The 25,663-nt window shown below is 39.3% G+C and carries 32 protein-coding genes, 1 riboswitch and 1 other annotated feature; of the genes, 3 read left to right on the top strand and 29 right to left on the bottom strand.

The window, feature by feature from the left end:
- Window positions 1-99 precede the first annotated feature (99 nt).
- From RH061_RS10705 to RH061_RS10625, 17 genes are all read right to left on the bottom strand, one after another.
- On the bottom strand, window positions 100-585 hold the full coding sequence (locus RH061_RS10705; protein WP_311075964.1) for an NUDIX hydrolase: 486 nt from the start codon (window positions 583-585) through the stop codon (window positions 100-102).
- Between the two features lie 98 nt (window positions 586-683).
- A complete protein-coding gene (locus RH061_RS10700) occupies window positions 684-1,469 on the bottom strand; it encodes an ABC transporter permease (protein WP_311075962.1) in 786 nt (261 codons plus the stop codon).
- Window positions 1,469-2,224, bottom strand: coding sequence for an ABC transporter permease (locus RH061_RS10695; RefSeq protein WP_311075960.1), 756 nt, complete (start codon window positions 2,222-2,224; stop codon window positions 1,469-1,471). Before RH061_RS10695 ends, RH061_RS10700 begins: the two co-directional genes overlap by 1 nt.
- A gap of 6 nt (window positions 2,225-2,230) precedes the next feature.
- Window positions 2,231-3,175, bottom strand: a complete 945-nt coding sequence (locus RH061_RS10690) for an ABC transporter ATP-binding protein (protein ID WP_311075958.1) — start codon at window positions 3,173-3,175, stop codon at window positions 2,231-2,233.
- A 230-nt stretch (window positions 3,176-3,405) separates the two neighbouring features.
- Window positions 3,406-4,095, bottom strand: a complete 690-nt coding sequence (gene tenA / locus RH061_RS10685) for a thiaminase II (RefSeq protein ID WP_311075956.1) — start codon at window positions 4,093-4,095, stop codon at window positions 3,406-3,408.
- A gap of 99 nt (window positions 4,096-4,194) precedes the next feature.
- Window positions 4,195-4,298, bottom strand: a riboswitch (TPP riboswitch).
- A gap of 73 nt (window positions 4,299-4,371) precedes the next feature.
- On the bottom strand, window positions 4,372-4,935 hold the full coding sequence (locus RH061_RS10680) for a chloramphenicol phosphotransferase CPT family protein (protein WP_311075954.1): 564 nt from the start codon (window positions 4,933-4,935) through the stop codon (window positions 4,372-4,374).
- Between the two features lie 235 nt (window positions 4,936-5,170).
- A complete protein-coding gene (locus tag RH061_RS10675; RefSeq protein WP_311075951.1) occupies window positions 5,171-5,365 on the bottom strand; it encodes a hypothetical protein in 195 nt (64 codons plus the stop codon).
- 194 nt (window positions 5,366-5,559) lie between these two features.
- Window positions 5,560-6,588, bottom strand: a complete 1,029-nt coding sequence (locus RH061_RS10670; protein ID WP_311075949.1) for a GGDEF domain-containing protein — start codon at window positions 6,586-6,588, stop codon at window positions 5,560-5,562.
- Between the two features lie 483 nt (window positions 6,589-7,071).
- The gene (locus tag RH061_RS10665) at window positions 7,072-8,295 is read right to left on the bottom strand and encodes an MFS transporter (RefSeq protein ID WP_311076365.1); all 1,224 of its coding nucleotides are present in this window, start codon (window positions 8,293-8,295) and stop codon (window positions 7,072-7,074) included.
- A gap of 100 nt (window positions 8,296-8,395) precedes the next feature.
- Window positions 8,396-9,052 carry an ArsR/SmtB family transcription factor gene (locus tag RH061_RS10660; protein ID WP_311075947.1) on the bottom strand — a complete coding sequence of 219 codons (657 nt, stop codon included), beginning with the start codon at window positions 9,050-9,052 and terminating at the stop codon, window positions 8,396-8,398.
- A 636-nt stretch (window positions 9,053-9,688) separates the two neighbouring features.
- Complete coding sequence (locus tag RH061_RS10655) at window positions 9,689-10,135, bottom strand: GNAT family N-acetyltransferase (protein WP_311075945.1); 447 nt, start codon at window positions 10,133-10,135, stop codon at window positions 9,689-9,691.
- A 91-nt stretch (window positions 10,136-10,226) separates the two neighbouring features.
- Window positions 10,227-10,793 (bottom strand): GNAT family N-acetyltransferase, encoded by a 567-nt coding sequence (locus RH061_RS10650; protein ID WP_311075943.1) that lies wholly within the window; start codon window positions 10,791-10,793, stop codon window positions 10,227-10,229.
- 65 nt (window positions 10,794-10,858) lie between these two features.
- Window positions 10,859-11,105: a binding site (T-box leader), on the bottom strand.
- A 59-nt stretch (window positions 11,106-11,164) separates the two neighbouring features.
- The gene (locus tag RH061_RS10645; RefSeq protein ID WP_311075941.1) at window positions 11,165-11,959 is read right to left on the bottom strand and encodes a DUF2935 domain-containing protein; all 795 of its coding nucleotides are present in this window, start codon (window positions 11,957-11,959) and stop codon (window positions 11,165-11,167) included.
- Window positions 11,960-12,280: 321 nt separating this feature from the next.
- Window positions 12,281-12,496, bottom strand: a complete 216-nt coding sequence (locus RH061_RS10640) for a helix-turn-helix domain-containing protein (RefSeq protein ID WP_311075940.1) — start codon at window positions 12,494-12,496, stop codon at window positions 12,281-12,283.
- A gap of 10 nt (window positions 12,497-12,506) precedes the next feature.
- Entirely contained in the window at window positions 12,507-12,998 is a 492-nt protein-coding gene (locus tag RH061_RS10635; RefSeq protein ID WP_311075939.1) for a DUF2975 domain-containing protein, read from the bottom strand.
- A 169-nt stretch (window positions 12,999-13,167) separates the two neighbouring features.
- Window positions 13,168-13,329: a DUF3934 family protein gene (locus tag RH061_RS10630; RefSeq protein ID WP_311075937.1), complete on the bottom strand. Its 162-nt coding sequence runs from the start codon at window positions 13,327-13,329 to the stop codon at window positions 13,168-13,170.
- 167 nt (window positions 13,330-13,496) lie between these two features.
- Complete coding sequence (locus tag RH061_RS10625) at window positions 13,497-13,643, bottom strand: hypothetical protein (RefSeq protein ID WP_167830623.1); 147 nt, start codon at window positions 13,641-13,643, stop codon at window positions 13,497-13,499.
- A gap of 204 nt (window positions 13,644-13,847) precedes the next feature.
- Here RH061_RS10625 and RH061_RS10620 point away from each other — a divergent pair, with 204 nt between their 5' ends.
- On the top strand, window positions 13,848-13,973 hold the full coding sequence (locus RH061_RS10620; protein ID WP_023614463.1) for a hypothetical protein: 126 nt from the start codon (window positions 13,848-13,850) through the stop codon (window positions 13,971-13,973).
- 57 nt (window positions 13,974-14,030) lie between these two features.
- Here RH061_RS10620 and RH061_RS10615 read toward each other — a convergent pair whose 3' ends face one another.
- Window positions 14,031-15,566 carry a DUF4145 domain-containing protein gene (locus tag RH061_RS10615; RefSeq protein ID WP_311075930.1) on the bottom strand — a complete coding sequence of 512 codons (1,536 nt, stop codon included), beginning with the start codon at window positions 15,564-15,566 and terminating at the stop codon, window positions 14,031-14,033.
- Window positions 15,567-15,917: 351 nt separating this feature from the next.
- Between RH061_RS10615 and RH061_RS10610 the strand changes: the two genes are divergently transcribed.
- Entirely contained in the window at window positions 15,918-16,097 is a 180-nt protein-coding gene (locus RH061_RS10610) for a hypothetical protein (protein WP_311075928.1), read from the top strand.
- Window positions 16,098-16,211: 114 nt separating this feature from the next.
- Here the strand turns inward: RH061_RS10610 and RH061_RS10605 are convergent, their stop codons facing one another.
- The 3 genes from RH061_RS10605 to RH061_RS10595 form a co-directional block, all read right to left on the bottom strand.
- Complete coding sequence (locus RH061_RS10605; protein ID WP_311075927.1) at window positions 16,212-16,451, bottom strand: hypothetical protein; 240 nt, start codon at window positions 16,449-16,451, stop codon at window positions 16,212-16,214.
- 74 nt (window positions 16,452-16,525) lie between these two features.
- Entirely contained in the window at window positions 16,526-17,401 is an 876-nt protein-coding gene (locus tag RH061_RS10600; RefSeq protein WP_311075925.1) for a proline iminopeptidase-family hydrolase, read from the bottom strand.
- Window positions 17,402-17,438: 37 nt separating this feature from the next.
- Complete coding sequence (locus tag RH061_RS10595; protein ID WP_311075924.1) at window positions 17,439-18,359, bottom strand: DMT family transporter; 921 nt, start codon at window positions 18,357-18,359, stop codon at window positions 17,439-17,441.
- Between the two features lie 277 nt (window positions 18,360-18,636).
- Here RH061_RS10595 and RH061_RS10590 point away from each other — a divergent pair, with 277 nt between their 5' ends.
- Window positions 18,637-20,025, top strand: a complete 1,389-nt coding sequence (locus RH061_RS10590; protein WP_311075922.1) for a M20/M25/M40 family metallo-hydrolase — start codon at window positions 18,637-18,639, stop codon at window positions 20,023-20,025.
- Window positions 20,026-20,092: 67 nt separating this feature from the next.
- Here the strand turns inward: RH061_RS10590 and RH061_RS10585 are convergent, their stop codons facing one another.
- From RH061_RS10585 to RH061_RS10550, 8 genes are all read right to left on the bottom strand, one after another.
- Window positions 20,093-20,968, bottom strand: a complete 876-nt coding sequence (locus RH061_RS10585) for a phosphotransferase family protein (protein WP_311075921.1) — start codon at window positions 20,966-20,968, stop codon at window positions 20,093-20,095.
- 17 nt (window positions 20,969-20,985) lie between these two features.
- Window positions 20,986-21,549, bottom strand: coding sequence for a GNAT family N-acetyltransferase (locus RH061_RS10580; protein WP_396654873.1), 564 nt, complete (start codon window positions 21,547-21,549; stop codon window positions 20,986-20,988).
- Window positions 21,550-21,635: 86 nt separating this feature from the next.
- Window positions 21,636-21,809 carry a hypothetical protein gene (locus RH061_RS10575; protein WP_311075919.1) on the bottom strand — a complete coding sequence of 58 codons (174 nt, stop codon included), beginning with the start codon at window positions 21,807-21,809 and terminating at the stop codon, window positions 21,636-21,638.
- Window positions 21,810-21,935: 126 nt separating this feature from the next.
- Window positions 21,936-22,451: a hypothetical protein gene (locus RH061_RS10570; RefSeq protein WP_311075917.1), complete on the bottom strand. Its 516-nt coding sequence runs from the start codon at window positions 22,449-22,451 to the stop codon at window positions 21,936-21,938.
- A gap of 64 nt (window positions 22,452-22,515) precedes the next feature.
- A complete protein-coding gene (locus tag RH061_RS10565; protein WP_311075916.1) occupies window positions 22,516-22,971 on the bottom strand; it encodes a hypothetical protein in 456 nt (151 codons plus the stop codon).
- Between the two features lie 39 nt (window positions 22,972-23,010).
- The gene (locus RH061_RS10560; protein ID WP_311075914.1) at window positions 23,011-23,874 is read right to left on the bottom strand and encodes a phosphotransferase family protein; all 864 of its coding nucleotides are present in this window, start codon (window positions 23,872-23,874) and stop codon (window positions 23,011-23,013) included.
- Between the two features lie 84 nt (window positions 23,875-23,958).
- Window positions 23,959-24,585: a histidine phosphatase family protein gene (locus RH061_RS10555; RefSeq protein ID WP_311075911.1), complete on the bottom strand. Its 627-nt coding sequence runs from the start codon at window positions 24,583-24,585 to the stop codon at window positions 23,959-23,961.
- A gap of 166 nt (window positions 24,586-24,751) precedes the next feature.
- Complete coding sequence (locus tag RH061_RS10550; protein WP_311075910.1) at window positions 24,752-25,633, bottom strand: AraC family transcriptional regulator; 882 nt, start codon at window positions 25,631-25,633, stop codon at window positions 24,752-24,754.
- Between the last annotated feature and the right edge of the window lie 30 nt (window positions 25,634-25,663).

The following is a 25,663-nucleotide window of genomic DNA, read 5'->3' as shown; positions in this document are numbered from 1 at the left end:
CTGCTGATTCCTTAAAAGCATTTGTTAATATTACATTCAACAAAAAAGCCTTTTAACCTTCCTAAATAAAATCTTTCGGTGATAATGGAGAACCCTTTACTACGTTATCCCGGCCTGATGTTTGATGGTAAAGGTGGGGTAATTGACATATTCCATGTATTTTACCCTGCCATTAAAATCCAAATAGGCTTGATAGCGGCTACGAATGGCTGGATGTGTGATAAAGTCAAGAACACGGTCCTGCGCTACCCAGCTGCTATCCGTTGTTTCTTCAGAAACAGATAACTCGCCACCGACAGGTTTACACACAAAATCAAAAATCACTTGGGTAGGCACATCCGTCACGCCATCGTACCATTTGAAAGTTCCCGTATTCGAATACACACCTACCAAATGGCTTACCTCAACATTAATTCCACTCTCTTCCTTGATTTCACGGATTAATGCATCCAACAGGTTTTCTCCAGCCTCAACTTGTCCTCCCGGGTAAACCCAACCACCGTCACGGGTTTTTACTAATAGGATATTTCCTTTTGAATCTTTAACAAACCCGCCTGCGGAAACTATATGCGTAGGAAATGACATAATTCGACCTCCTCCCTTTGACTTTCGTATTTTTTAAAACCTTACCTGGGGAATTGCAACTTTTCTGTTAAAAAAAGCTAAACATAAATCGCACATAGTTATATATTCTTCAATAACGCCCCATTCTTCCGTGCTAACTTTTCCATTACAGAAACTAAAAAGACGGAGACAATTAAGTAACAGGCACCGATCATGATTTCTTTTCCTAACAGCTGATACACATCATAATTCTCCAGGCTATAGATCGATCGGAGTGCTTCGATGCTATGGGTCAGCGGGAGCATTCGCGCTAGCAATTCCAGGGGTTCCGGTAATAATGTGACCGAAAAGTTTACTCCGCAAAAAACCTGGAAAAATGCCAAAGATATATTCAGGAATAAGTTAACATTTGAAAATAAAAGGCTTACTGAGGCAAAAAGCAATGAGAAACTTATCACGGAAAACATCGTAATGAGGATAAGCATTAGCAGGGTATCCAAATTACCGGCCGGCATTTTGATATCAAATAAAAACCACCCTATCATCAGGCCAACCATGAATACAAATAATCCATCCAGCAACGGTACAATTCCCTTCCGCAGGATGATTAACAATGTCGGAGTGGGCGAAGCAATATTCAATTCCAATGTCCCATATCTTCGTTCCATCCTGAACATATTCATATAGTTAATCATGATGGTCTGGCAAGTGTAATAAGCAATGTTGCCGATGACAACATATTTTAAATAATCCGATCCAACTAATGAGCTAGCTAATGTAGCAAAAAAGATATAATGCATGAAAGGGTCTACGATACGAAATAAGATAAATAATCGAATCGTTTGAAAAGAATAGATTGCTTTATACGATAGGTTGGTAAAACCATACTTATTGATTAAAAACATCAGATCGCCCCCAGACTTCCGGTTTTACGCAACACTACCTCGATTTTTTTCACAATGAAATAAGCCAATATTAAATAGATTAAGCTGACGGCAATTGAAATTGCCATTGAAGAAAACATAGATTCGGATAACACCAACGTCTCCTGTACCGACTTAATCCCCCAGGTCATCGGTATTAGGTAAGCTATGTATTTTAGTAAAACAGGAAATTGCTCAACAGGAATGAATACTCCGCAAAGCAAGATCATTGGTGTAAGGATCAGGTTCTGGAAATCGAAAACATTTTGAGAAGCAACAAACACTATAGCTAAAATGAGTCCAACAACACTTAAAGAAAACATTAAAACAAGTATTGAAAGTAAGAAGTAACCATAGTGTGCAATCCCGATATTAAATTGAAATAAAAACCGTGCGTAAATAAAACTTAACACCATGGAGATCAGGGCAATAACAGAATTACTTAATGCTTTTGTCAAAATGACCGCAAACAAGGAAGCCGGCGCAGCGATTAACAGTTTAAGAGTGTCATTCCACTTCTGTGAAATCAATGCGGACCCTGATGAGTACAACACATAGCTCCACATGCTGATCAGTGCGGAGGCTAAAACAAATCGATCTGAATTAATATCTCCCCTTACTTGCTTTAAAAAGTAAACAATCGACAAAAACATAAGGGGCTGGAAAAATAGCAGAAATTGATACATTTTATTATTAAAGTTAGTAAAATATTTGATTTCTCTTATTAACAGAAACATATTTTCTCACCCTACATCTTTCATATGATAGATATAGGCATCTTCAAGCGATATGTCTCTTTTACTTATTTTTAAAATATCACCATACTGCCTTAAGTAGGCTGATACCTTTTCAAGATCATTTTCATTCGCTTCAAAAAACAAGCTATAATAGGGCTCTTTAATAACTTCGATTTCCAGCTTATTGAAGTAGTGGTCTTCTTTTAGCTTTTCGATATCATAAATACTCATCGTAGCTTCGTAAAGATTAAGATGATTACAACTCTGCTTTATGAAATCGGGATCACCAATCAGGCTCAATTTCCCACCTTTGATAAAAGCAATTCGATCACAAAGTTCATCGGCCTCCTGCATATAATGAGTTGTTAAGATGATGGTAATCCCTTTGCTTGATAAGTCTCTTACAATATCTCTCAATAATTTTGCCCCAATTGGGTCCAGGCCGATTGTCGGTTCATCAAGAAATAATAGCTCTGGGTCATTGATTAAGCATCTAGCGATATGTAACCGTTGGACCATCCCCTTGGAGTAAGTATGTATTTTTTGATCCTCAGCATCCTCTAATTTAACTAGACTTAGCAGGTCCTTGATCAACCCAGCTTGTTCTTTATTTTTAATCTTATAAAGCGTGCAAAAATAGTGCATATACTCTTTTGCGGTAAGTCTTCCATAAACGCCTCTTTCGCCGCCGTAAACAAAGTTGATTCTATTGCGGATCATATGACTCTCAGAAACTACATCATAACCAAGAACCTTTGCATTCCCAGCAGTAGGCAGCAATAAAGTCGTTAGAATTTTAATAGTAGTCGTTTTGCCAGCGCCATTTGGTCCCAATAAACCAAATACCTCTCCCTTATACACATCGAAAGAAACATCATCCAAAGCATTTTTCAAACCCGTTTTCAATTTATAAGACCGCGAAATTCCTTTAACTTCAATAACCTTTTCCATTTTATCCCCCTAAACTATTTCTTCATTGATAAATATTACCATAATTTCTCAAAATTTCTAAGTATTATTTAAATATTCTTACAAAAGTTTGCCAATCTGCCTTGAAAGATAAGCCCGATTACACAAATACAAAGTTTCCATTTCCCAACCACAAGCTGTTCATATTATTACTAGTTAAATTATGTGAAAAGAAAAAACGCACCTATTTTAGGCACGTTCTAAATAGCTTATTATCCTTTCGTCACTACTTCCATTGGGACAGGCCATTCTTCCAGTTTATAAGCCATATCCCAGAACATATATTCAAGCTGACAGCTAAGGAGGAAATGTTCTCTCATCTTTTTTCTTTCTTTTTCAGAGGCTCCTTCTGCCAATTTATCCAGGCGAGCGCAGAATTTTTCAGTAATTGTATCTGTGCGGTCACCGTAAAAATGAATCCACTCATAAAATGGATGCAGACTGTCCGGCTTTTCTTCATTTAATAATTTTTTCCCTATCTCCCAATAGGTCCATGGGCAAGGCAATAGGACAGCAATAATCTCTCCTGATGTACCTTCATGGGCCACGCTCTTCATATGCCGGATATACTGATGTGCAGTTGGCGCTAAAGGATATCCCTGTAACTCGTCATAAGAAACGCCTGCAACTTGGCAAAAGTTATTATGAGGGTGTACTTCGCTGTGCAAAATAAAGGATATCTGCTTATTGAACATCTCCATATCTTCACGTGTCTCACATTTTGAAATGGCCATTCCATAGATCTGGATAAAAGAACTCAAATATTCAAAATCCTGCTTAACATAATGGACCAACTGCTCGGACTTAAGATCTCCATTGGCAATCCCTTTTACGAAAGGATGCTCAAAAATGGCATTAAAAATAGGTGCTGCTTCTCTTCTCAATTCTGCTGAAAAACTCATAAATTTTTCCCCCTATAGTTATTTTAGGAAGACATTAAATGAAGCGATTCAACGAAAAAACCGCCCCAAAAATGGAGCGGCAGAATAATTGATATTTACCCAGCACAGACTCCACTTTCCTACGCTAGTATGAACTAGATCAGGTTCAAAGGGTCCGGAATCATTCCCGTCTCAGCCACAAAATGGCTCCCCTAGTGGTCTTCCTATTAAATTCACTATAACTCTACCTTTAATTTCCATAAAAGTCAAACAATTCATTGATCGGTAATTCCAAGGTCACTTTATACTACTCCTTAAAGACTCGAATTGCTCTAGTGATTTTTCAAATCCTATTAATGGTGTATCACTTTTTAAACAATCCACAATTTCTTTTGCACATTCCATCATTGAGTTGGCGTAAGTATTAACTTCTATATCATAAATTTCTTGCTTATGTACAAAACTGAGCTGAGAAATTGCTTGCCCAATCCGGCGGTCTCCTCTTAACACTTCTCTTTTCTTGAGTTCTTCGACAGGACAATGAACTCCCACAAGAAGTATTGGACAAGATTTTAGCGTTTCATAAAAATTTTGTAAGGTAATGGGGTCATGAAGGATTTGGTCTAGTATCAAATTAACCCCTCGATCTGAGAACATTGCCACATTTTTATAATAAAAATATTCTGTTTCGATGGGTATTAACCGCTCGTGTTCCCTATCTTCCATCTTTTCAATGACTAAATCATAATCATCCACGCTGAAAGCAAAAAAGTCAGGAAGCAACTTGGTTATTTCTTTCGCTAAAGTTGATTTTCCTGAACTTGATACACCGTTTAAAACAATAATCATCCCTTTTTCCACAAAACACACTCCAATTTCATCAGTTATAAAACTATACTCTATAAAATTCAATGCCTGTGTTTAGATTCCTGCAAAAGGAATTAACATATCACTTTATTGTAATAAATCGGTCTAAGAATAATTTCATTAATTTGAATAAAATGAATCTACTTTTTTAGCTATACAGGCCATTCGCAATTAAAAAACAAAAATGGCGATTATCCTTCTGGGTTAACGCCGGATAGTAAAAAATATATCACTTGTCATTATCTAAATCACTTTTACTGCCCTTGACACCATAATTCTTTTCGATAAATTTGCCAACAACTGATTGGTTAATCCCTTTCTTTACTGCTTTTGTAATGACTACATACATAATAAATACACATACAATCAAAAAAACTATATTAAAAACTAAAACAAAAGCTGGTGCCCCCATATTTGATAGCATTTTTACACCCCACTACTAATGTTAGCTTAATATTACTATCTATCGTCAACTAAAAAATGAAAATTGTGGTAAAATCCTTTTGTAATAATTGGATGTAAAATGTTATAAATAGAAAACCAAAAAAGGATACCGAATCTGTACGATTGGCATCCCTTTCTTCTATATTTATATTTGTAGTTCAGACCTAAAAGAGACTAAACAATAGTAACTCTATTTCGTCCTTCATCCTTTGATTGATACAGCCCTCTGTCCGCCCGGCTGACAAATGAATCGACTGATTCACCCGCTTTATACTCAGTCACTCCAAAACTTACAGTCAAACTACCAGCTGTCTTAAAATGATATTCTTTGATTTTCAAGCGCAGTTCATCAGCCAACTCCAATGCATTTTTCCCAGATTGAGAGGAAATGATCATAAACTCTTCCCCTCCCCAGCGACCAAATTGTTCGTTTACAGTCAGATATTCATTAACAACACCGGCTAATTCCTTGAGGACGGTATCCCCAACTTTATGTCCGTATGTATCATTAACAGTCTTAAAATGATCGATATCAAAAAATAAAACAGATACGGGAACGTCAGTCGTCTCAGAAATCTTTTCTTCCAGCCAAATGTCAATTTGAGGTCGATTGCCGATTCCTGTCAATGCATCAGTATAAGCATTCTCTTTCATATCTTGGAAGTCTGAAAAAAGTTTAATTAAAAACTGCGAAAAATAGATAATCAGAATGTAAAAAAGATAGGCCACATAGAACTGAATCACAGATATCAGATAATCCTCGGACATCTCTGAGAAATTCAATATGCCCATCAAAAAGATGACAAAAAAAACTGATAGGGAGAAGAAAAGCCCTCGTCTTGCTCCGAGAATAAGGAAAAAGCTGAGAATCACAGCAGGTACCCACATGATCGTTACTCCGAAAGCACCAGCTTTGTCAATGGCAATATAATTATAAAAGCCATCGTATACGGTTCCTATATGCATAGAAGAAATGATTATTAATGTTCCGTACTCCACAATACGCAGGAGCCTTTTTTGATATAACAGTATTAAACTGATTGTAAACCAGAAAGTCAGAACTCCTGTAAGCATTAAATATTTCCCATGACCTGGTTGATTGTATACGAAAAGCATGTAAGAAATCATAGCCAGCAAGCTGGGAATGATCATACTAAGATAAACGGTCCTTTTAAAGTCCTCCAATGATGCTATTTTCCCCAAAATGTCTTCTCCTTTTTATGAAAAGAGACCAATCAATTATCTGGTTACTTCCATCAACCCTGGTATAGTAATCACCTTAAGTAGCCTTGTCCGGGCATAGTCCCTTTAGTGTTGCGTTTCCATCTTTCAGTGGAATTGCCTTTTATACTTCAAACAGTATTTTAATTATACTCAATTCTTTACTTATAGCTCAATATAAAAAAACAATAGCATTGTTTTGTGGAATCCACTTCCTTTTTTATAACAAGTGCACGAAATCACCAACACAATGTAGTTTCAATATTTAGTGGCGATTAAGGGCCAGTAAAGTTTGAGATTTACGACCGATTTAGTTTCTGCTGACTTGTACCTATTAAATTTTCGTCAGTACCTATGTCAAAATAGATTTAGATCCAATTTTTCGACTCATTGTATTCCCATCATAACTCAGGGATTTCTACAATAGAATTGGTACATCACACATTAGGAGATGCACCAATCCTATCAACTTTTTATCGTTTCCTTCATACGAACTTTCGAAAGTATTCCTGCTAAAAATGGAAGGAATGCGACTAAGCCGATTGCCCAGTTCACACCTAGAAGGTCGGCGATAATTCCTGCCATCAATGCACCGAACGCATAGCCGCTGTCACGCCAGAAGCGGTATACTCCCATTGAGGAAGCTCTCCAGTCCGGGTCGGCAACATCACTGATTGCGGCTTGCAAGGTTGGATAGACCATCGCCGTGCCAAGGCCTAACAAAAGAGCACCTACAATCCATTGTGAATATTTATCTGCAGCAAGTATGAACCATAGTGCCGCAGCTTGTGTCCACATGCCATATGTGATTAAGACTTTTCTGCCAATCTTATCGCTTAATGTTCCAGTGAACAATTGGAAAATACCCCAGGCAGCAGGATAAACTGCAACTATTGTACCGATTTGGCCAACGGATAATCCTGCGGCAGTGAAATAAATCGGAAAAAGTCCCCAAGCCATGCCATCCTTTAGGTTCGTTGATAAGCCTGCAAAACTAATGGTTGATAAACTCTTGTTTTTCCAGGTTGTCAATGCAAAAACTTCTTTTGCCGATTTAGTAATCCCCGAAGTAGCGTTTCCACTATTCTTAATCTGGAGCTTCAGGTGCTCTGCTGTATCCTTGACAATCAACGATAGCAAAATCCCGATCACTACAATTCCAACCCCAATATAGAATGGCTCTGGCCTTAACGAATAAGATGAGGCAATATATCCTGAAACAGCAGCCATAATCGCTACACCTGAATAACCGGCAAACTCATTCAAACCTACTGCAGTACCACGCTGGGTCGGTTTCGAAAGGTCGATTTTCATATTCACCGTCATTGACCATGCCAGTCCCTGATTAATCCCGAGCAAGATGTTCGCAATGATTATGACCCACCAGGCATGTGCGAAGATAATAAGGATTGGCACGAAAAGGCCGAAGAACCAGCCTAGCAATAACACTTTCTTACGCCCAAACCGATCTGCAATTTGACCTGCGAAGTAGTTTACAATCGCTTTGGAAAACCCAAAACTGATAATAAACGATAGCGCAGCACTTGCAGATGCCAGTCCGAATTGTTCTTCTCCCAGCAGCGGGAGAACGGTACGCTCAATCCCGACCATTGAACCGACGAACAGATTCGTCAGGACCAAAAGGGCGAATTGCACGATATTTTCCTTGATTCCAATTTTAGGCACTATTTCAAATCACCTCCAAAAATTAACCCGAACAAGTTTTCAGGCTTTTAAAATTGCTGTTTTCTATATAACCGCTAGTGAAGCAGCTAAATGTGTAAAAGCTTTAATGTTGTATTTGTTTCCATTCATTAATTCCTGCATCCAGCAATGTAGCTCTATATCCTTTTGATTTAAGAAACTCTACTGCTTCCGTAGCATACACACAATATGGTCCCCGGCAGTATGCCACAATCTCTTTATCTTTTGGTAAAGAATCTAGTTGGAATTTTAATTCGGAAATCGGCATTGATAAAGCGTAAGGCAAATGACCATGCTTATATTCTTCAAACGGTCTCACATCCAGTAAAGTGACAGCACCGCTTTTTAACTTTTCACCTAACTCATCAAATGTGATTGGACTAAGTGAGTTTTCCTTCAGAATATGATCTTTCCTTACAAGCTTTACATCTGAATTCCGCTCCTCTGCCGTTCCTCTTAACGCTAATACCAACATCAATACTTGTTCACTGGCCAAACGATAAATCACATAATTTTTATCCTTTGAGTAAGTCACGAGTTTAGATTCCAGCAAGGTCTGTAGATGCTTTGAGGTATTGGCTATGCTCATTTTCGTGTCAGCAGCCAAAGCTTCAACCGTTTTGGGACCTTGAGTCAGCAGGTCAAGAAGTTCAATCCTTTTTGGACTGGATATTGCCTTTCCAATCCGGGCGAACTCTCCATATATGAAATCTTTAAATTCACGATTTTCGATAATTAACACCTCCAGAAAAACTATTCAACTAATCAGTTGAATATTAACACTCATGAGGATCATTGTAAATACTTTTGAAAACTACAAAAAGCCCTGCCAGAGGTTAAGTTTCTGGTAGGGCTGCTATAATTTTTACATGGTGATGTACTTTATTGCTATCCGACACTTTTCTTCCGTCGCATCTACGTTTTGGCCGATAGAGCCTTTCTATCAGACACTTTCCTTCTGTCACGGCCTCCGTTTGGTCGATAGGACCCTTCTATCGGACGCTTTCCTTCATAAATGGCTTCCTCTGTCTAATAAAGCCTTCTCAGTAACATAGGCACGAATTGTATTTGGACAAATAACCAACCTAATCAAATTAATTCTTCTTTTTTCCGCTGCATGAGATAAATTATAAGCCCAATTGGACCAGTGAAGATTGTTAATACCCAAAAAATATGTCTCCTGAACCCAATGAAATATTTGTCTGAATCATAATACACCCAAATTGCAACCACTATGAACAAGGTGAAGATTACAGCTATTTCGATCTGGTGACCACTAAAATCTGTGTTCCTGGCCAATCCTCATCCCATATTCCCAACACTCCTTACCGTATTTTATATAAACCTTTACGATTGTGACGGGAATAGGTTTCAATTTTCAGTCAATTACATATTTAAATATGAGTTCTCCATTTGGATCTCTTTCATTGGTGCATTCAAACCCCAAGCTCTTGTATAGTCTGTGAGCTATCTTATTTTCCTCGATGATGCTTAAATAGATAACTTTGACACCATACTCTTTTGAAACTTTATCAATAAGTTTAACCATGGCTGTTTTGCCAAAACCATTGCCCTGGTATTTCTCATCAATGACGATTCTATCAATCCAAGTATCTTTGTTTAGACCAAAAGAGCCGTACATAGCAAATCCAATAACATCCTCATCATTATAAATAGCAACAGGGCGCCATTCCGGACAAATATTAGCTTCTCTTAAACATTCATCAACAGTTTCAATAAAACTTTCCTGACCAGGTTTTACTTTTATATTTTTCACGGTGAATTCGTTAGTATGGTCAATATTTCTAAAGTACACTCCACTCATCTTATGATTTTAACTCCCCACATGTTTCTAGTAATAAAGAAATTCCATAGCAAAGTAAAATAATCCTTCCTGAATTATTAAACCAGTAACATCAGGAAATGATTGAATAAATGCAAGTATCAGTCACCCTGCTGCCGTCAGCTGATAAATCCTCCTTCCGTAAGATACCCTCTAATTCATAACCAAGTTTTTCTGAAATCGCACGGCTTTTCAGATTAGTAGATTCACATCTAATTTCGACTCTCTTGAATTCAAGTTGTTCTAGCCCAAAATCAGTTACCGCCTTTACGGCTTCCGTCATATAACCGTTTCCGCCAAACTTCGAATTGATCCAATATCCAATTTCACCTTTAGGAATACCCCAGTGTATCCCTTGAAGGCTGATAGTCCCAATGAAAACATTCGTTTTTCTATGAAAAATGAGGAAACGAAAGCTCTCCCTCTTTAAAAAGTTGATATAGGCATTTCTCAAGTTAATCTCAGTTTCCTCAACGGCAGGGAGCTTCTGCGCAAATGGAAGCCAAGCTTTTAACTCATTAAAAGAAGCCCTTATTGCCTGGTTAACAATATTTCCGTCACCTGTACGATGTGGTGCGCGAAGTAATAATCTTTCAGTTTCTAACTGGGATGGAATATCTAGTAATATAGGATTTGTCATCTTATTTCCCTCACTGTTCCTCGAATTTTATACAATAAAAAAACTCTCACCCCCAAGAAATGAATCTTGAGGACGAGAGTTTGACTTCGCGGTACCACCTCAGTTTGTTGATTCGTCGCCAAACCAACCTCTTCGGGTACGTGCATACCCTATCTTTATATCGGAAGAACCCGTCTTGCGATCCCTGATTTACAATCAGATTGGCAAGAAGCTCCGAGGCTTTCTTCATTAAGCCGAATATACTCCCTTTCAGCATCCAGGAGCTCTCTGTTAAAATCCGAACTTAACTACTGTTCTCATCAACGCTATATTTATTTTGAATTTTTACATAGTTTAGCGGATATATGAACTGTTGTCAATATATTCCTAATTTATTGCTTTGCTTGTGTAAGGTGCGCCTCAAACAAATCGATAATTTCTATGAACCTTTCAGCTTCTCTAAATGTATGGTCTGCCAGGAGTGGATGAATATTGCTCTTAATCCGGCAAGCCTCGATTAGTTCTCTGGCTGTTTTCTTAAAGTCCCTTAACGAAACGACAGAGACTCTGTTTTGATCCAAGAATTGATCCAGGATTGGAACTGTTTCGGATTGCGGTCGCATCGAATCTAAATCAACTGCCTGGAAGACCAACTGATCGAAATCATGGCTAAATTCATTTGCTTGATCAACTAGTTTTCTTTCGGAAGGGTCTAGGAGATGTCCGATAAATTTTGCATGGTCAGCCATAATTTTTAAAAAGAAAAGATTTTCCTGAATGATCTTATCAGGTGATGGTGCAAGTTTTCCTTCGTTAAGTTCTTTTAACCTATTAGCAAAATAAGCAGCCTCTCTACTAACATGGTCAACCAATAATGGGAAATTATTTGTCCGGATTTCGCAGCGTAAAGTTAAACCTAACACCTTTCTTTTGTAACTCCAAATCGCAACAGCCGCTTGATAAACCTCATTGTTAAAAGCTTGGATCTGTCGTATATCACTGTCTAAAGAAAACCTAGCAAGCTTTTCTTCTATGCGCTCAAAGACCGTAATAAATTGTTGAGCCTCAGTTATCAATTGCTGTTGTTCATAAGTAAATCCAAGGCTTAAAAACAAAGCATGTTCCTTCATGATTCTGGACCAAAACTGTATTTCATCCAACGACCTGGAAACAATTGGATTCGCCATTTCCCACACCCCTAATACAGACTTCATCCCCATCATATGTATGTGTACATGTCCTTATTCTTCCTTGCAATTCAAGCTAACTATTTGCGATTTCAGTCATACAGGAATAATACATCTAGTGAGGTCCAATTCATAAAAAAGTACGGTAATCCTTCCTGCTCTGGAATACCGTACATTTTATTTATTGAACAAGTAAGTATCTAATTTTCTTTACTAATAGATAATCCATTTCTAATTCTATTTGTCTTCTTACTGACCTTACCCTCAAAAAATTTTGCGCTTGATAACCATGAGTAGAAATTTGCGACAATTAAGAGTTTATTAATATTCTTGATCCTTTGTATACTCAAGAATATCCCCAGGCTGGCATTCCAGTGCTTTGCAAATTGCATCTAAGGTCGACAGCCTGATCGCTTTGGCTTTCCCATTTTTCAAAATAGAAAGGTTAGCCATCGTGATTCCAACCCGGTCTGAAAGTTCCGTTACGCTCATTTTCCTTTTAGCCAACATCACATCAATATTGATTATAATTGCCATTTCATTCACCTCAGACTATTAAGTCGTTCTCTTCTTTGATCTCGATGGCTTCTTGTAAAAGTCGCTGCAGGACGGCTGCAAAGACGGCAACCACGGATGGAGCAAAAATCAGCCCCATTCCAATAAGAATCAGTCCTGGTGCATCGTCTGCCTCGGCTAATGCATAAACAAATGGGAGGGCAACCACATACATCCCGCTGATGATGATTGCACTGTGTTTGATTTTCTTTAAAGCTATTACTGATAAATCAGAGAAAGCCTGGTTCTTGTCAATGTAAGTTAACAAATTGAATGATTGATATAGGGCGAAATAAAATGGAACAGCCGAAACGTACAAAACCATCAGGATGGCATAGACCGCAATCGCCAAATCCGAACCTCTTGCTAATGCTTCATTTGCTTCAGAAGCGATTTGGGGCAATAGAAACATACACAAAGCCAAAACAGGAAGACCAATTAAAATAACCGCGGTCTTTAAAAAAAGTGTTGACCCTTTTTTCATAAAAAGCACCTCATTCATTTATTTTCAATTTGAATTTACCACGTAATTTATCGTTTTACAATAAATATTTATTAAAAAGTATAATTAATTTATTGATATTAATATTACCCAACCTGCTTCAAAATAAAAAAAGCGTCAATCCACAACAGGATCAACGCATCTTGATGCACTATTTTTCAGAAGAATCTTCCTTGGAAGCATTCCCGTGTTTAACACCTTTACTCTTGTATGGCTTTGCACTCTTGGCTTTTTTTGCACTAGCCTGCCAGCGATTCCAGCCTTTTTTGCCCGTGCCTCTGCCCGTTCCGCTCTTGCCTTTAGCTTTACTCAAAAAATCAACTCCATATTCTTTGGCCTTCATGGATTAGTTTTATCCATTTTACCTGTATAAAAACCACTTAGCATGAAGTATAAGCATATACCAGCCTGCCGGAAATTACTACAAAATAAAAGCAGTCCAATTCAAGTTGAATCAGACTGCCGATGGTTTTATGTGATCTAATGAACTCGGATGATTTCATAAATATCTTCGTCGTGATGCACTCTTGTATGCTTTGATTCAATTCTTTCAAATTCCTCATTTCCGACCTTTGGTAAATCTCCCAACCACCAGCTTTTGAATTCATAGATAAGGTCAGCTAACATTGCCATTCCTCCCGGAAATGAATAAGTATTATTTACACTCTCATTATACTTGTGAATACTTTCACATGTAAAGCGCTTTCATTATATCCGGAATAGCAAAATAATATAGAATTATGAGAAAGTTGTCCAATTGTTTCAGAAACAGATTAAGAATAAACATCCCTGCTTTGAACAAAATACTTATGTTCAAAAGGAGGTGTGCACATGCCTAATCAAAATGACAACAAGTTCAGGAAAATCCAGTCAGAAAGCTTCAAACAAGGCAAATCGCAAGAAGAATATGCAGCTGAACTGGAAATGAACAAGCTGAAAGCACAAAAGAGAAAGTAACTCTGCTTGGGAAAGTACACAAAAATGCCGTGGCCTCCCCACGGCATTTTTTCAAGTCTATTCAGCCTTCAATAAAGGAATATCCACTTCAACACCCAATCGCGCCAATACCTTACCGAGTGTCTCAAGCCCTGATTTCGGATTGATCTTCGTCTCTAAATAGTAGACTTCTCCCGATAGCTGAGATTGATAAGTATGAAGCTGCGTAAATGGCCTTTGATCTGGGTGAATCGGCTGAAGCGCAATGGCATAGCGCTTGCCATTATCAGTAGAACCAAGGATAATCCCGGCTTTTACCATATCGTACAAAGGAAGGTGATGATCTTCAATCCACTTTAGCGCTTCCTTCCAGATCGCCGGAACACTTGGACCCTCTATAACTGAAAGCATTCCTTTGTGCTTCACTTTTACATATAATGATTCCCACTTTTTGAAGCTTTTGCGCTCCGTTATAATGTCGCCATCTGCCTGGTCCGTCTTATTCTTCACCTTCGCCTTCAGCTGGTCGAACAACTTTTCAACTGTCCCTACTCCAACATTGTCATACTTGGCCAAAATCACAAGCTCCATAGGAAGTTGACCGACAGTATAGATCTGGTCCTCATTCAACTGCCTTAACAAACTCGGAATTCCTGTGAATTCGTCTGCCGTTAGCGAAACCTTTTTCAGCTCCTCCGTTACCACAATATGACTTGCTTTGTAAAAGAAAAACAGCTCTCCTTGACGCTTCAGAATCAGCTGCCTGCGTACTTTTTCCTCTTCAATGAAAGTTCCAAGCTCATCGAAAAATTGCTCATCATTCTTTTCGTTATATCTTTTTACATTTTTGTGCAGCCCCTCCAGATTGCCTGGCAGTTCGCTCATGATTCGCGCTTCCTGTTCAGCTCCAAGTCGAATCAGGAAAGTTTCCGATTTATCAAATCTCTGCGGCAAAAGAAACGCATCTCTCAAGAAATAAGGAACCTGAAGTGATTTCCCTTTGTAAGTGATACTCCGGATCGGAGTGAACCCTGGAGTTTCCTGAACCTCTGCAGCTGGAGCAGCTACAGCTGCTGCCACCTCTGCACTGGCTGGAATTTCAGCCTGCTGAGCTGGTGGATTTTTTAAAAGCTCCTCCAACCCTTTCAGCCTGACCTCAAGCTCGGACATATCAAACACTGTTTCAGCCTGCGGAGATGGGTCCTGGTATTCCGGAACACTTACATCCACAGGACCGTAAACCTCGACATACCATTTTACAATGCTGTACAAGGCCTCCCATGATAAAAGCGCCTCAGAAAAGCGGAACATCCTCGCATCATGGGCCGCCTGGTTCCCCATTCTTCGCACCAAATGCAGTGCGTCACGGATCTCAGGAATCAAATAACCTTGATCATTGAGCAAATCCAGCCTTTCTTTTAATCCAGTGCGTGGATCATCGATGATTCCTTCTTCTTTCGTGACCTGCTGCAATATATTTTCAATGAAAACCCGCGAATGCGTCAGCATCGTTCTTGGGCTTGAAAAAATACTATTTTCTAATTCCTTGGCCAATAATGCCAATTCCTTTGAGATTGGCTCTAAAAATTGATAAAAATATGTATTTGAATTCATAAATGGTCCCCCGATAGTAGTCTAGTATTGATTTTATCATAATAATAGACTCTTTTTGGGGCAATCCGAAAATTGGCAGACAGCTTTTTGAGTTACCGGAAATTTTATTGGCGAAACTGTGATTTTATCAGCGATATTTTCATTTTATTGGCGAAAATAATTTTTTATTGGCGAAAACAAAATTTTATTGGCGATTTTCACAGGTTTTTTGGCGAACTGGAAAAACTCCTATTTTTTTACCAGTGAGTAAAAAAGGAACATTTTCCATTAAAGTTTACCAAATCAGACATAAACCCGAACCTCTGTGCGAAAGATATGAAATAATGAGGCACTTTCAGGAGGATCAATAATATGCAAAAAGTTATTTGCATCAATAACGAAGGTTTAGATCTGGAATTCAAAGTCGGGGATCAATATGATGTCGATCGTGAATTGGAAACAACCTATATCGTTACGAATAGACTTGGCAAAAAGCACACTGTATTTAAAACTCAATTTAAGCCTGTTGGGGACATTGAAGCAACGATCTAGCAATAAAACTTCAGCAATGAGTAAGTGTGACAATAGCATCTTATCAATATTGCAGGACATCACCTTCACATATACCAAAACAAAAAAACTCTCGACAATTCGAGAGATTTTTTATTATGCATATTGAATTCCAGCAGCCTTTACCTTATTGATATCCCCGGAACTGCAAGGTGTGACGCCGTACGTCATGCCGCAGCTTGGGCAGTTTGTAATGACCGTGTCCATTGTGAACATTTCCCCGCATTCGCAAGCGATTTGGTGCGCGACCCGCGGCTTTATCTTTTCCTTACCTTTGCTCTTCACATGGTCAACAATCGCTTTGCCATCTTCTAATCTAGAACATCCACAGCTCATGAAAAAAACTCCTTTATGGCTTAATTAACACTATTAACTTAACATAAAGGATTCATGAAACAGTATAGCAAAAGTCACACCTGGCGATCGATTTTCTCAAGAAATTCACCAATCACCTGCAAATATTCTTCTGGTTCTTCCATATATGGCATATGGGCACTTTCTTCAAAAACATGGAACTCTGAGATTGGCGTCTTCTCCGCGTAATACTCAGTCGATTCAGGAGTCGCCTCATCGTAACGGCCGCAAGTATAGAGCGTCGGGCACTCAATTTCTCCCAATTGCGGTGTGCAATCAAAAGTCTTAAGATTTCCCTTCACCGTAAACTCGGATGGCCCCCACATCGTTTCATACACAACAGGATTCTTCATTCCGGATCCGGCCTTAATCCACTCCAGATCTGGCTCTCCACGGAACACGAATTGCTTATTAAATTCCTTAATGGCAGCTTTAAACTCTTCAGAATCGGTCTCGCCGCTCTCCTCACAACGCAAGATGGTTTCCTGCACCTCAGCTGGCAGCTTGGCGATATTCCGCTTTTGGTCCTCTTCCCACATCGGCGCACTCAAGCAAGGACTTGAAAAAATCACGCTCTTCACACCAGTTGGCTTTGTCAGCACATAGGCCGCCGCCAATGTCGTACCCCACGAGTGTCCAAGAATATGTACTTCGTCAAGCTCCAGAGCCTCTCGAACCTGGCCAAGTTCCTCTACAAACCGGTCGACCTTCCATAATGATAGATCATCTGGCCGGTCCGACTTCCCGCAGCCGAGCTGGTCATACATTACAACAGGACGATCCTCACCCAGCTCCTTCAGTCCTTTTAAAGAATAAGTCGAAGACCCAGGCCCTCCATGTAAAATAATCACCGGGGTCCCTTTCGCATCCTTATTGTAAATCTCGTACCAGACTCTTCCGCCGGCAACCTCCACAAAACCTTCTTCGTACATATGTAAATTCCCCCTATTATTAATTCCATGATAAACGCTAAGCTTCTTCAGCTAATTGTACTGTTTTCTTTTTTGAAAAAGAAGTAATGAACACTCCGACAAAAACTAGACATCCTCCAATGATTTGCGGCACGGAAATTACTTCACCAAGCACAAAGAAGGCGAAAATGGTCCCGAACACCGGAATGAGATTAAGTGAAATAGACGCCTTGGGTGGGCCGATCATCGCAACTCCACGATTCCATAGTAGAAAAGAACAAATCGATGGGAAAATCCCTATGTAAAACAGCGCTGTCCACTCAGCAAGGCCCACCGTACCAACCGGCACCAGCGAAAGCTCGATTGCCACTGCGGGAATCATCAACATAAATCCGATCGCCAAGGTAAAACCGAAGATTGCCAGCGAGGGAAGCTTTCCTGAGATTTTTTTAATATAAATGGAATACAATGCCCATGAAATAACTGCAAGCACCATAATTAAATCACCAATATTAAATTCCAATGCCAGCATTCTTTCAATCGACCCATGTGTGATGACAACAAGCACACCAAGCATTGAAATCACCAGCGACATCCAATACTTCAGCTCCATTTTTTCACCAATGAGAAGCGCTGACAGCAGGAAAATAAACAGCGGGCTCGTGCTGTTCAACAAGGTCGCATTGATGGCCGTCGTATAATTGACAGCCCAATAGATGAGCAGATTGAAGCCAATCACTCCTGTAACCGCCAGCAACAAAAGCAGCTTGAAGTGTTCCCGAAGGGCAGCTCTTTCATGCCTGAACAGCCTGATGATCACCGGAGACATAATCAGCACCCCTATCCCCAGGCGAGTAAATGAAATGGTCACCGGTGGGAGCGAACTAGCGAGGAACTTTCCGGCCACCGCATTTCCGCCCCAAAATAATGCGGCTACCACCAGCAAGAAATACGGTACATTTAAAACCCTCTGAACCACTTCCTCTCCCTCCCTTCACATGAAAACAATCTATCTGCTTACTTAATTCTGCATATACATGGAATTACCTTCTTATTTTAACAGTCTGCTTTATCCTATTATATTATTTACATATAAATGCTCTAAAAGGCATTCTCTAAATCTTGTACACCTAGTTCTTTAGGTAGAAAAATTTAGAAAATTAGTAATTTTTTAACTTGTCTGTTCTTCTCCTCCTGAACTACGATAGGGTTTAAGCATCTAGTTTTGCTAGATTAACTTAATAGGAGGGAATGTCATGGTATTACGAAAGCAAGGTGTAAAAGTAGCGGCTTCACTTTTGGCATTAACAATGGCTTTTGGCTCAGCCAGTTATGCAACCAGTGAGCCTGCTAATGGCAAATCAGGTTACTCACAAGATCAGAAAGTCGTAGCGCGAGTGGATGCTGAGCGTGCTATTGAGCATGTCAGGTATTTATCAGAGGAAATTGGCCCTCGTCCTGGAGGACTGCATGCTGAAAAAGAATCCGCTGAGTACATTGCCAATGTATTGAAAAGCTACGGTTATGAGGTAGAGTATCAATACTTTCCTGTAGCTGACCAGTACATAGCGGATGTAGCCTTTGCAGACGGAACTTCATGGCAGATGGCTGCTGCTCCAAATGGAAAAGTAAGCAAAGAAGCTGTTAGCGGAGAGGTGCTTTTCGTGGAAGGCGGGACAAATCTTGCTGACTTCCCTGCAGATACAGCAGGAAAGATTGTGGTCATGCCGAGAGCATCCAGCACAGCCGCTTATCGTACACAAGTTGACAATGCAGTACAAGCAGGCGCTGCTGGGGTCATTTTGCAGAGCTTGGTTGGGAGCCGTGGAAACTACGGACAGACTTTTAACCCTAACCTGGCTGCTCCTGTCGATATCCCGGTATTTGGAGCTGCATACATTCAGGGGGAATGGCTGAAAGAAAAGCTGGCAGAAGGTCCGGTGGAAATCAGCCTGTCGTCTGAGCAATTCTCCGATCTGGAATCTGTCAATGTCATTGCCACAAAGGCTCCTAAACAGAAAAACAAAGATACGAAAGAAGTGATTTTGGGAGCGCATCATGACAGCGTCGTTGGTGCTCCGGGTGCAAATGACAATGCGTCTGGCGTCGGTCTAATGCTTGAATTGGCACGTGTTTATAAGGGATACAATACAGATAAAGAATTAAAGTTCATTGCCTTCGGTTCTGAGGAACGCGGACTGCTCGGCGCTAGATATTATGTCGACCAATTGACACAGGAACAGCGTGACAATATCGAAGCTGTCTTCGTGCCGGACATGGTTGCCACAAATTATGGCCCAGCTAAGAATCTTTATGCCATGACATCAAATGGCTCCAACAATATTGTCACTGATTCAACTGTCGCAGCAGGAGCACGACTCGGAAACTCTGATATCCTGCCAGGCAAATTTGGGTCAAGTGACCATGTTCCGTTCCATAATGCCGGAATTCCAGCTGCATTATTCATCTGGATGGGAATCGACAGCTGGGACCCGCTTGTCTACCATATCGAGAAAGTCTACCATACACCACAGGACACAATCGAAGACAATATCTCACCTGAAAGGATGAAATCTGCACTCGACATCATCGGTGCTGGTTTATTCGATGTAGTCAGGAAAGATGTCCCTGCCCTGAATAAATAATTCTGTAAAAATGAGAAATGCCGCGTTGGCCGCGGCATTTCTTTTCGGATTTTATCCAGCAAAAATACTATCTGTAATTCTTGATACCAGCTTCAAAAGCCAGTACATCATTATGTTCAATCCCATGCAATGCCTCCTGCAGGGCAAAGGTACTTTTGTAGAAATGAACACGCTTAGCTATTTCTTGACCGTCCGGATATAACTCCATACACTTATTAAAAAAACCTTCACCGTAACTGGAAAGTATTCCCGCAAAATCATATGCCGGATCTCCAATGCCAGAACCTCCAAAATCGATGATCCCGGAAATCTCAACAGTCCGTGGATTCCATAAAATATTCGACGCACCAAAATCCCCATGAATAAGTGTAAGTTCTAAATTAGCGAACACATCCCCATTCAAAAAATTCTCGAACGATTCTGTTACATCCTCTTTGGATTCATTTCTCATAAAAGGAAACAATTTATCTATAATTTTTTCATAAAGGTCACTCATTTCCTCACGAGGATGACGTCCCTCCAATTTTAATTCCCTGCTTGCTCTGTCCCCAGAAATAGAATGAATTTCTGCTAGAAAAGAAACCAGTTGTGACGCCAGCCTTCTAAGCTGCTCGTCACTCTTGATTTCCAGTAAACCATTCCTCCACAAAGGCTTGCCATCAATCAATTTATAACCAGTGAAGGACTTACCAGGTTCTAATTCAGCTAAGCACTCATAACCAGGGACCGGAATAGGCATAGAGACAATGTCCTTTATGTATTTTAAAATCTCTGTTTCCCTTCTTAATTGCATAATCCCTTGTTTGTATTTGGGGAATCTGAAAACCAGAGATTCGTTGACAATAATGACGTCATTATTCTGGCCGATTTCATTAACAAAAACATCATTAATGATTAAGTCAGGATAGACTCGTTGGATGTTTTCTATGAATTTATGATTCATTTTATAATAACTTCTCCCTATGTATTTGAGCCTGTCTCAACATCTTGCTTAATTAATGAATACATGAATAAATCATCAAATTTCCCACAAGTATATTCATAATTTCGCATTAGACCTTCTTTAATGAAGCCATTTCTTTCAACTAATTTTTGCGACGAAAGATTAAGGGGTTCAATCAGCGCCTGAATCCGTTGAAGATTCATTTGTTCAAATCCGTATTGTATCACAGCGGCCAATGCCTCGTTAGCAATCCCTTTTCCCCAATATTCCTTGCTCAACTCAAAACCAATTTCGGAACGGTAGTGCTGTGGGACTTTGTTTAAGAAACCACAACTGCCAATCACATTTCTGTGGCCTTTTAAGGTAATTCCCCATCTGACACCAGATCCCTCATCAAAGATCGATTGATACCACCCAATCTCCTCCATCGCCTCATCAATTGATTTGAACGGTTCCAAACCATAGTATTTCATCACATTTTCATCTGATAGATACTTAAAAATATCTTCAGCATCATCTCTAATTATTTCCTTTAGAATCAATCTGTCGGTTTCAATAACAGGGAATTTCTTTTCTATCATAATCACCGCCTAACATTAATTCTGCCAATCACTTCAACTTCCTTCTTAAATATCTCAATACATAGTTCAAATGACACTTAAACCCTTTATACTGAGGGTTTTGTCTCATTATCCCCTAAAGGGTTGTTATAATAGTAATTCTTTATGTTATTGCCAGAATTATTGCCAAAACCATTTTTAGCTGGAGAGATCAAAAAGCCTAATACAATACCGATAGAAAATGCCAATGCTGTATACGTAAAAACTTCATTTTTTCTCATTCTACTCCTCCTAATCTTATAGAGCTTGCGGTTCTGCCCCATTAATGCTGTTATTTCTCGCAAGAAAATCCTCAACCTATCGTAAATTATATTATTCCCTTGCATTATTTATTACGGAACTCTATTTCAGGATGATGCTAGATTGTTATACCAGTTTTGTATTTTGTTAAAAAGTTCAGGTTCTGAATCAGCTGTTATTTTCTTAGGCTTGAATCCGCCGATTTCCACCACTTCGATATGCTCTTTCCCCTCGACATGGACGATACAATAATCTTCATACGGCGTGGCTTGGACTCTTATCTTTTGACCAGGGTACAGTTCCTGAATGTCTTCAAGGTCTTGTAGTGACGGTTGCCAATCTTTTTGTGGTTGCTGCTGATTTACGTCATCCTTGTTTTTAGACAAAGCTATAGCACTGTTATTGTTTTGAGGAAGTTGAAGGTGAATTTTATGCAGCAAGTCTATGACTTCAGAGAACCCTATGAAGATCATACCTGTGACAAAACTGGAAAACAGGGCAGGTAGAATCAGGCTCCAATGTCCGTGGCTGGTACCTGAAACCAATGCAATGATAAACCCACCAATCATTACTACAATTCCAATGATGCGAAGCACTTTTGCAACTGAATTTTGTATCTCCACTTTTTTTCCTCCGTTTCTGTTTATGAAGAATAAGCTTGTAATCCCCACAATATTCTAACTATCTTCATTTTCTTTTTACTCTTTTTAAAATATTTTTCAAAAAAGTGATTCCGGTTGCCAGTAAGCCAAAGGTGTATAAGTTAATGAAAAGCGTATTTGTATACTGATTTAACCATGGAAAACGGTAAATTCTTGATGCAGGTTCTTTAGGTGATCCACCTAAGTCGTTTACTAGATTCACAGCAAATTGATACTCCAAGATACAGAATAGGATAATAAGAACAAATGCTCCGACAAGGACCATTGTCGATCTACCGGCATTTATTGTGAGTAGCCCTAACCATTTCCATAAACTTTTTGCAAAAAAGATAAAGATAAGCAGTGTTGGCACGAAAAATAATAAACCTAAATTGCCGTTTCCTGATATCACTTGAGGGTTAACTGTAAATAGATCCACTAAGTAAATAAAGACAAGACTTAGGACCAACCACAATGCCAATGACCTAGACCCAAATTTCATGGAAGTCCCCCTATTTTAAATATGGCTTTTTTCATCCATTTACTTTAAAAAACCTTTTAACCTCACTAAATTTTCTTCCAGGAACAAGGCGTTTTTTTCAATTCCGCGACGCTGGCACCAGCCTATACTATTAAAAGCATCCGTGAATTGATAAAAAGGCAGGACAATGTCTAAATCAATCAATGGTCTGATGGTGTTATATCCCTCTTTAAACGAGCTATACAATGCAGGATCAAAGCGTAAAAAATCACGATAAAGCTTTGTAAAGTCCATCTCTGTCGAACCAAAACGGACACTCTCAAAATCAATCAATCCTGATACTTTATCACCATCAACAATGATATTGGCCGGCCGAAAATCCATATGTACAAAGCTTGGTCCATCCGGAGCTGGCAGCTGATTTTTCATTTTCTCGAATTTTTCAATCGCTTGTTTGTTTACATGATGTTCCAGGACATCCTTTACATCCTCAGCGAAACTGTAAAATTGCTTCTCAACAAAATCAGACCAGTTAGGAAATTCATTTTGAATTCCAGTCAACACATTATCAGCAGGCGGGCGGATATTGTGCATCTCAGCCTGAAGGACTCCCACTTGAAACGCAATGGTTGGCGAAACTTTAGTTGTTAAGGGGCTTCCTTTTAATTCAGATATTAAAAAAGCACCAGGACACTCATCATCACCATGCCAATAGTCCAAAAGCTCAGGAATGGAAACCCTTCCTTTAAGTATTTCATATGCTTCTAACTCCCTCTGGAATTTCAGTTTTGAATAAGGAATTTTCAAGAAAACATTTTCGCCTCTTGATAAAGTACATCTATAGACTGTTGAACTATAAGAATCTTCAACCTCGTACATTGAGTGTGTCTTCAATCCAAATTGCCGAATGACTTCATCTACCATTCAAACATCCCCTCCTGAATTTACAATCTGTCAAATCCAAGAAAAAGCCGCCTGATAGGCAGCTGAATTCCTCAACAAAGAATTTTATGGATTCACGGGCACAGGAGTTTTATGTGATATATCTCCTTCCAGGATGATCCTATATTGTTCTTGGTCTATTTCAACAACTGATAGGCTCGTATCGTGAATATATGGCGGACCCCATAATTGATCAATCGATGAATCTTTAAAAACAGTAAAAAGAGCTTTGATCATAACTGTGTGAGTAACAACCAGGATGTTTCCTGATTTGTGGTCATTTTTAATTCTCCTCAATATCTCTAACGCTCTTTCTCTAACCTCAATAAAGCTTTCACCGCCAACTGGCACAAAGAGGTCAGGTGCATTCCAAAAATGATCGATCTCTATCGGGTTAGTTTCTTTAATAGTATCGAGAGTTTGTCCCTCCCATGATCCTAGGTTCATTTCCCTCAGTTGATTATCGAAAATTATCGGTATCTCTCGTCCGCCTATCACTAATTCTGCCGTAGACTTTGTTCTCCCGCTGGGACTCGAATATATCACTTCAAATTCGATTTCCTTCAGTCTCACACCCAAAGATTCGGCATTTTTAATGCCGTAGTCTGTCAGGTCAGAATCCAGCCAACCCTGCATTCTCTTTTCTGTATTCCAGGACGTTTCTCCGTGCCTTGCAATGTAAAGTTTTATCATAAAAAGTCTCCTAGTATGTTCTCTACTTCTATAATTCTATTATTTTCCATAGAATCCTTCTTATAAATTGCCATGTCGCGAAATGATGACAAAAAAGGCGTGTAAAACTAAAACAAGTTTTGCCACGCCTCCTGTTTTTTGGTTCGCCTATGCATCATATGGGGCACTATATTGAGGTTTTGTTCTTTTTGTACGCTAATGGGGTCATGTTCATCGATTTCCGAAACTTATCAATGAAATAGCTTGTGCTGTTGAACCCAACTTGGTAGGCAACATCCGTGACGGTGGATTCTGGTTGTTGTAATAACACCAAACTCTTTTGAATTCGATAGTCGGTTACATAATTCAGCGGAGTTTTCTTTAAGGTTCGTTGAAAATATCGGCAGCATTCGGACCGGCTTAACTGCCCAGCACGTGCGATATCATCTAAAAGGATTTTTTTATGATAATGCTGGTGAATCCAATTTAGCATTTGCTTCATTCGTTGATTCTTGATGATTTCAGTCTGTTCGTACTTTAATTGAAATCCATTTTTCATTAAGTTTTTCCAGATGATAGTCAGCTGGCTGCTGATGTCAATTTCATAGTATAGTGACTTTTTCCGTAACAATTGATTGATTGAGATAATTGCCCCTAAAATGTTTTCCGCCCAGTTCTCGTTTGGACTTAGGGATAAGTAAGGTAAGTTCGTTGCTTGAATATAAGGGTTCACATAGGTGGAGAACAGTTCCTGTGATAACATGAAAGATGGGGAAACATTTAAACAAATATAAACACAGTCTGAATCATCCTGATTTGTTGCACTGTGCAGTCGGCCGCTATTGATAAACAGACCCTCCCCTTCACGGACTGCAATGTTTTCTTCATTTATTTGAAAGACTGCTTCTCCTTTTACTAAGACAACGAACTGAAATTCATCATGCCAATGAAGCGGTATGTATCCATTTATGTTTTGGTTGATCGTAGTTTCGTAACACGCAATGGGTAACTCTACTGTACGGTGCTCAGTTAATTCTTTTAAATTTTGATCGACCCTGAACTCCTTCAATTGCACAGTACCACCTCAATATCCTTATAT

It is taken from the genome of Mesobacillus jeotgali (genome assembly GCF_031759225.1).
In the GTDB taxonomy this organism is placed as follows: Bacteria; Bacillota; Bacilli; order Bacillales; family Cytobacillaceae; genus Mesobacillus; species Mesobacillus jeotgali_B.
This window is presented reverse-complemented; position numbering and strand designations above follow the sequence as displayed.

Coding starts and splice junctions, on each gene's coding strand:
- RH061_RS10690 (WP_311075958.1), bottom strand. CDS start 3,175: ATGGAAAAGGTTATTGAAGTTAAAGGAATTTCGCGGTCTTATAAATTG.
- RH061_RS10635 (WP_311075939.1), bottom strand. CDS start 12,998: ATGAAAAAAGGGTCAACACTTTTTTTAAAGACCGCGGTTATTTTAATT.
- RH061_RS10610 (WP_311075928.1), top strand. CDS start 15,918: ATGCAAAAAGTTATTTGCATCAATAACGAAGGTTTAGATCTGGAATTC.
- RH061_RS10590 (WP_311075922.1), top strand. CDS start 18,637: ATGGTATTACGAAAGCAAGGTGTAAAAGTAGCGGCTTCACTTTTGGCA.
- RH061_RS10555 (WP_311075911.1), bottom strand. CDS start 24,585: ATGATAAAACTTTACATTGCAAGGCACGGAGAAACGTCCTGGAATACA.
- RH061_RS10645 (WP_311075941.1), bottom strand. CDS start 11,959: ATGGCGAATCCAATTGTTTCCAGGTCGTTGGATGAAATACAGTTTTGG.
- RH061_RS10560 (WP_311075914.1), bottom strand. CDS start 23,874: ATGGTAGATGAAGTCATTCGGCAATTTGGATTGAAGACACACTCAATG.
- RH061_RS10640 (WP_311075940.1), bottom strand. CDS start 12,496: ATGGCAATTATAATCAATATTGATGTGATGTTGGCTAAAAGGAAAATG.
- RH061_RS10620 (WP_023614463.1), top strand. CDS start 13,848: ATGCCTAATCAAAATGACAACAAGTTCAGGAAAATCCAGTCAGAAAGC.
- tenA (WP_311075956.1), bottom strand. CDS start 4,095: ATGAGTTTTTCAGCAGAATTGAGAAGAGAAGCAGCACCTATTTTTAAT.
- RH061_RS10700 (WP_311075962.1), bottom strand. CDS start 1,469: ATGTTTTTAATCAATAAGTATGGTTTTACCAACCTATCGTATAAAGCA.
- RH061_RS10655 (WP_311075945.1), bottom strand. CDS start 10,135: ATGAGTGGAGTGTACTTTAGAAATATTGACCATACTAACGAATTCACC.
- RH061_RS10675 (WP_311075951.1), bottom strand. CDS start 5,365: ATGCTATCAAATATGGGGGCACCAGCTTTTGTTTTAGTTTTTAATATA.
- RH061_RS10580 (WP_396654873.1), bottom strand. CDS start 21,549: ATGATAGAAAAGAAATTCCCTGTTATTGAAACCGACAGATTGATTCTA.
- RH061_RS10615 (WP_311075930.1), bottom strand. CDS start 15,566: ATGAATTCAAATACATATTTTTATCAATTTTTAGAGCCAATCTCAAAG.
- RH061_RS10605 (WP_311075927.1), bottom strand. CDS start 16,451: ATGAGCTGTGGATGTTCTAGATTAGAAGATGGCAAAGCGATTGTTGAC.
- RH061_RS10705 (WP_311075964.1), bottom strand. CDS start 585: ATGTCATTTCCTACGCATATAGTTTCCGCAGGCGGGTTTGTTAAAGAT.
- RH061_RS10575 (WP_311075919.1), bottom strand. CDS start 21,809: ATGAGAAAAAATGAAGTTTTTACGTATACAGCATTGGCATTTTCTATC.
- RH061_RS10650 (WP_311075943.1), bottom strand. CDS start 10,793: ATGACAAATCCTATATTACTAGATATTCCATCCCAGTTAGAAACTGAA.
- RH061_RS10695 (WP_311075960.1), bottom strand. CDS start 2,224: ATGTTTCTGTTAATAAGAGAAATCAAATATTTTACTAACTTTAATAAT.
- RH061_RS10585 (WP_311075921.1), bottom strand. CDS start 20,968: ATGAATCATAAATTCATAGAAAACATCCAACGAGTCTATCCTGACTTA.
- RH061_RS10565 (WP_311075916.1), bottom strand. CDS start 22,971: ATGAAATTTGGGTCTAGGTCATTGGCATTGTGGTTGGTCCTAAGTCTT.
- RH061_RS10600 (WP_311075925.1), bottom strand. CDS start 17,401: ATGTACGAAGAAGGTTTTGTGGAGGTTGCCGGCGGAAGAGTCTGGTAC.
- RH061_RS10625 (WP_167830623.1), bottom strand. CDS start 13,643: ATGTTAGCTGACCTTATCTATGAATTCAAAAGCTGGTGGTTGGGAGAT.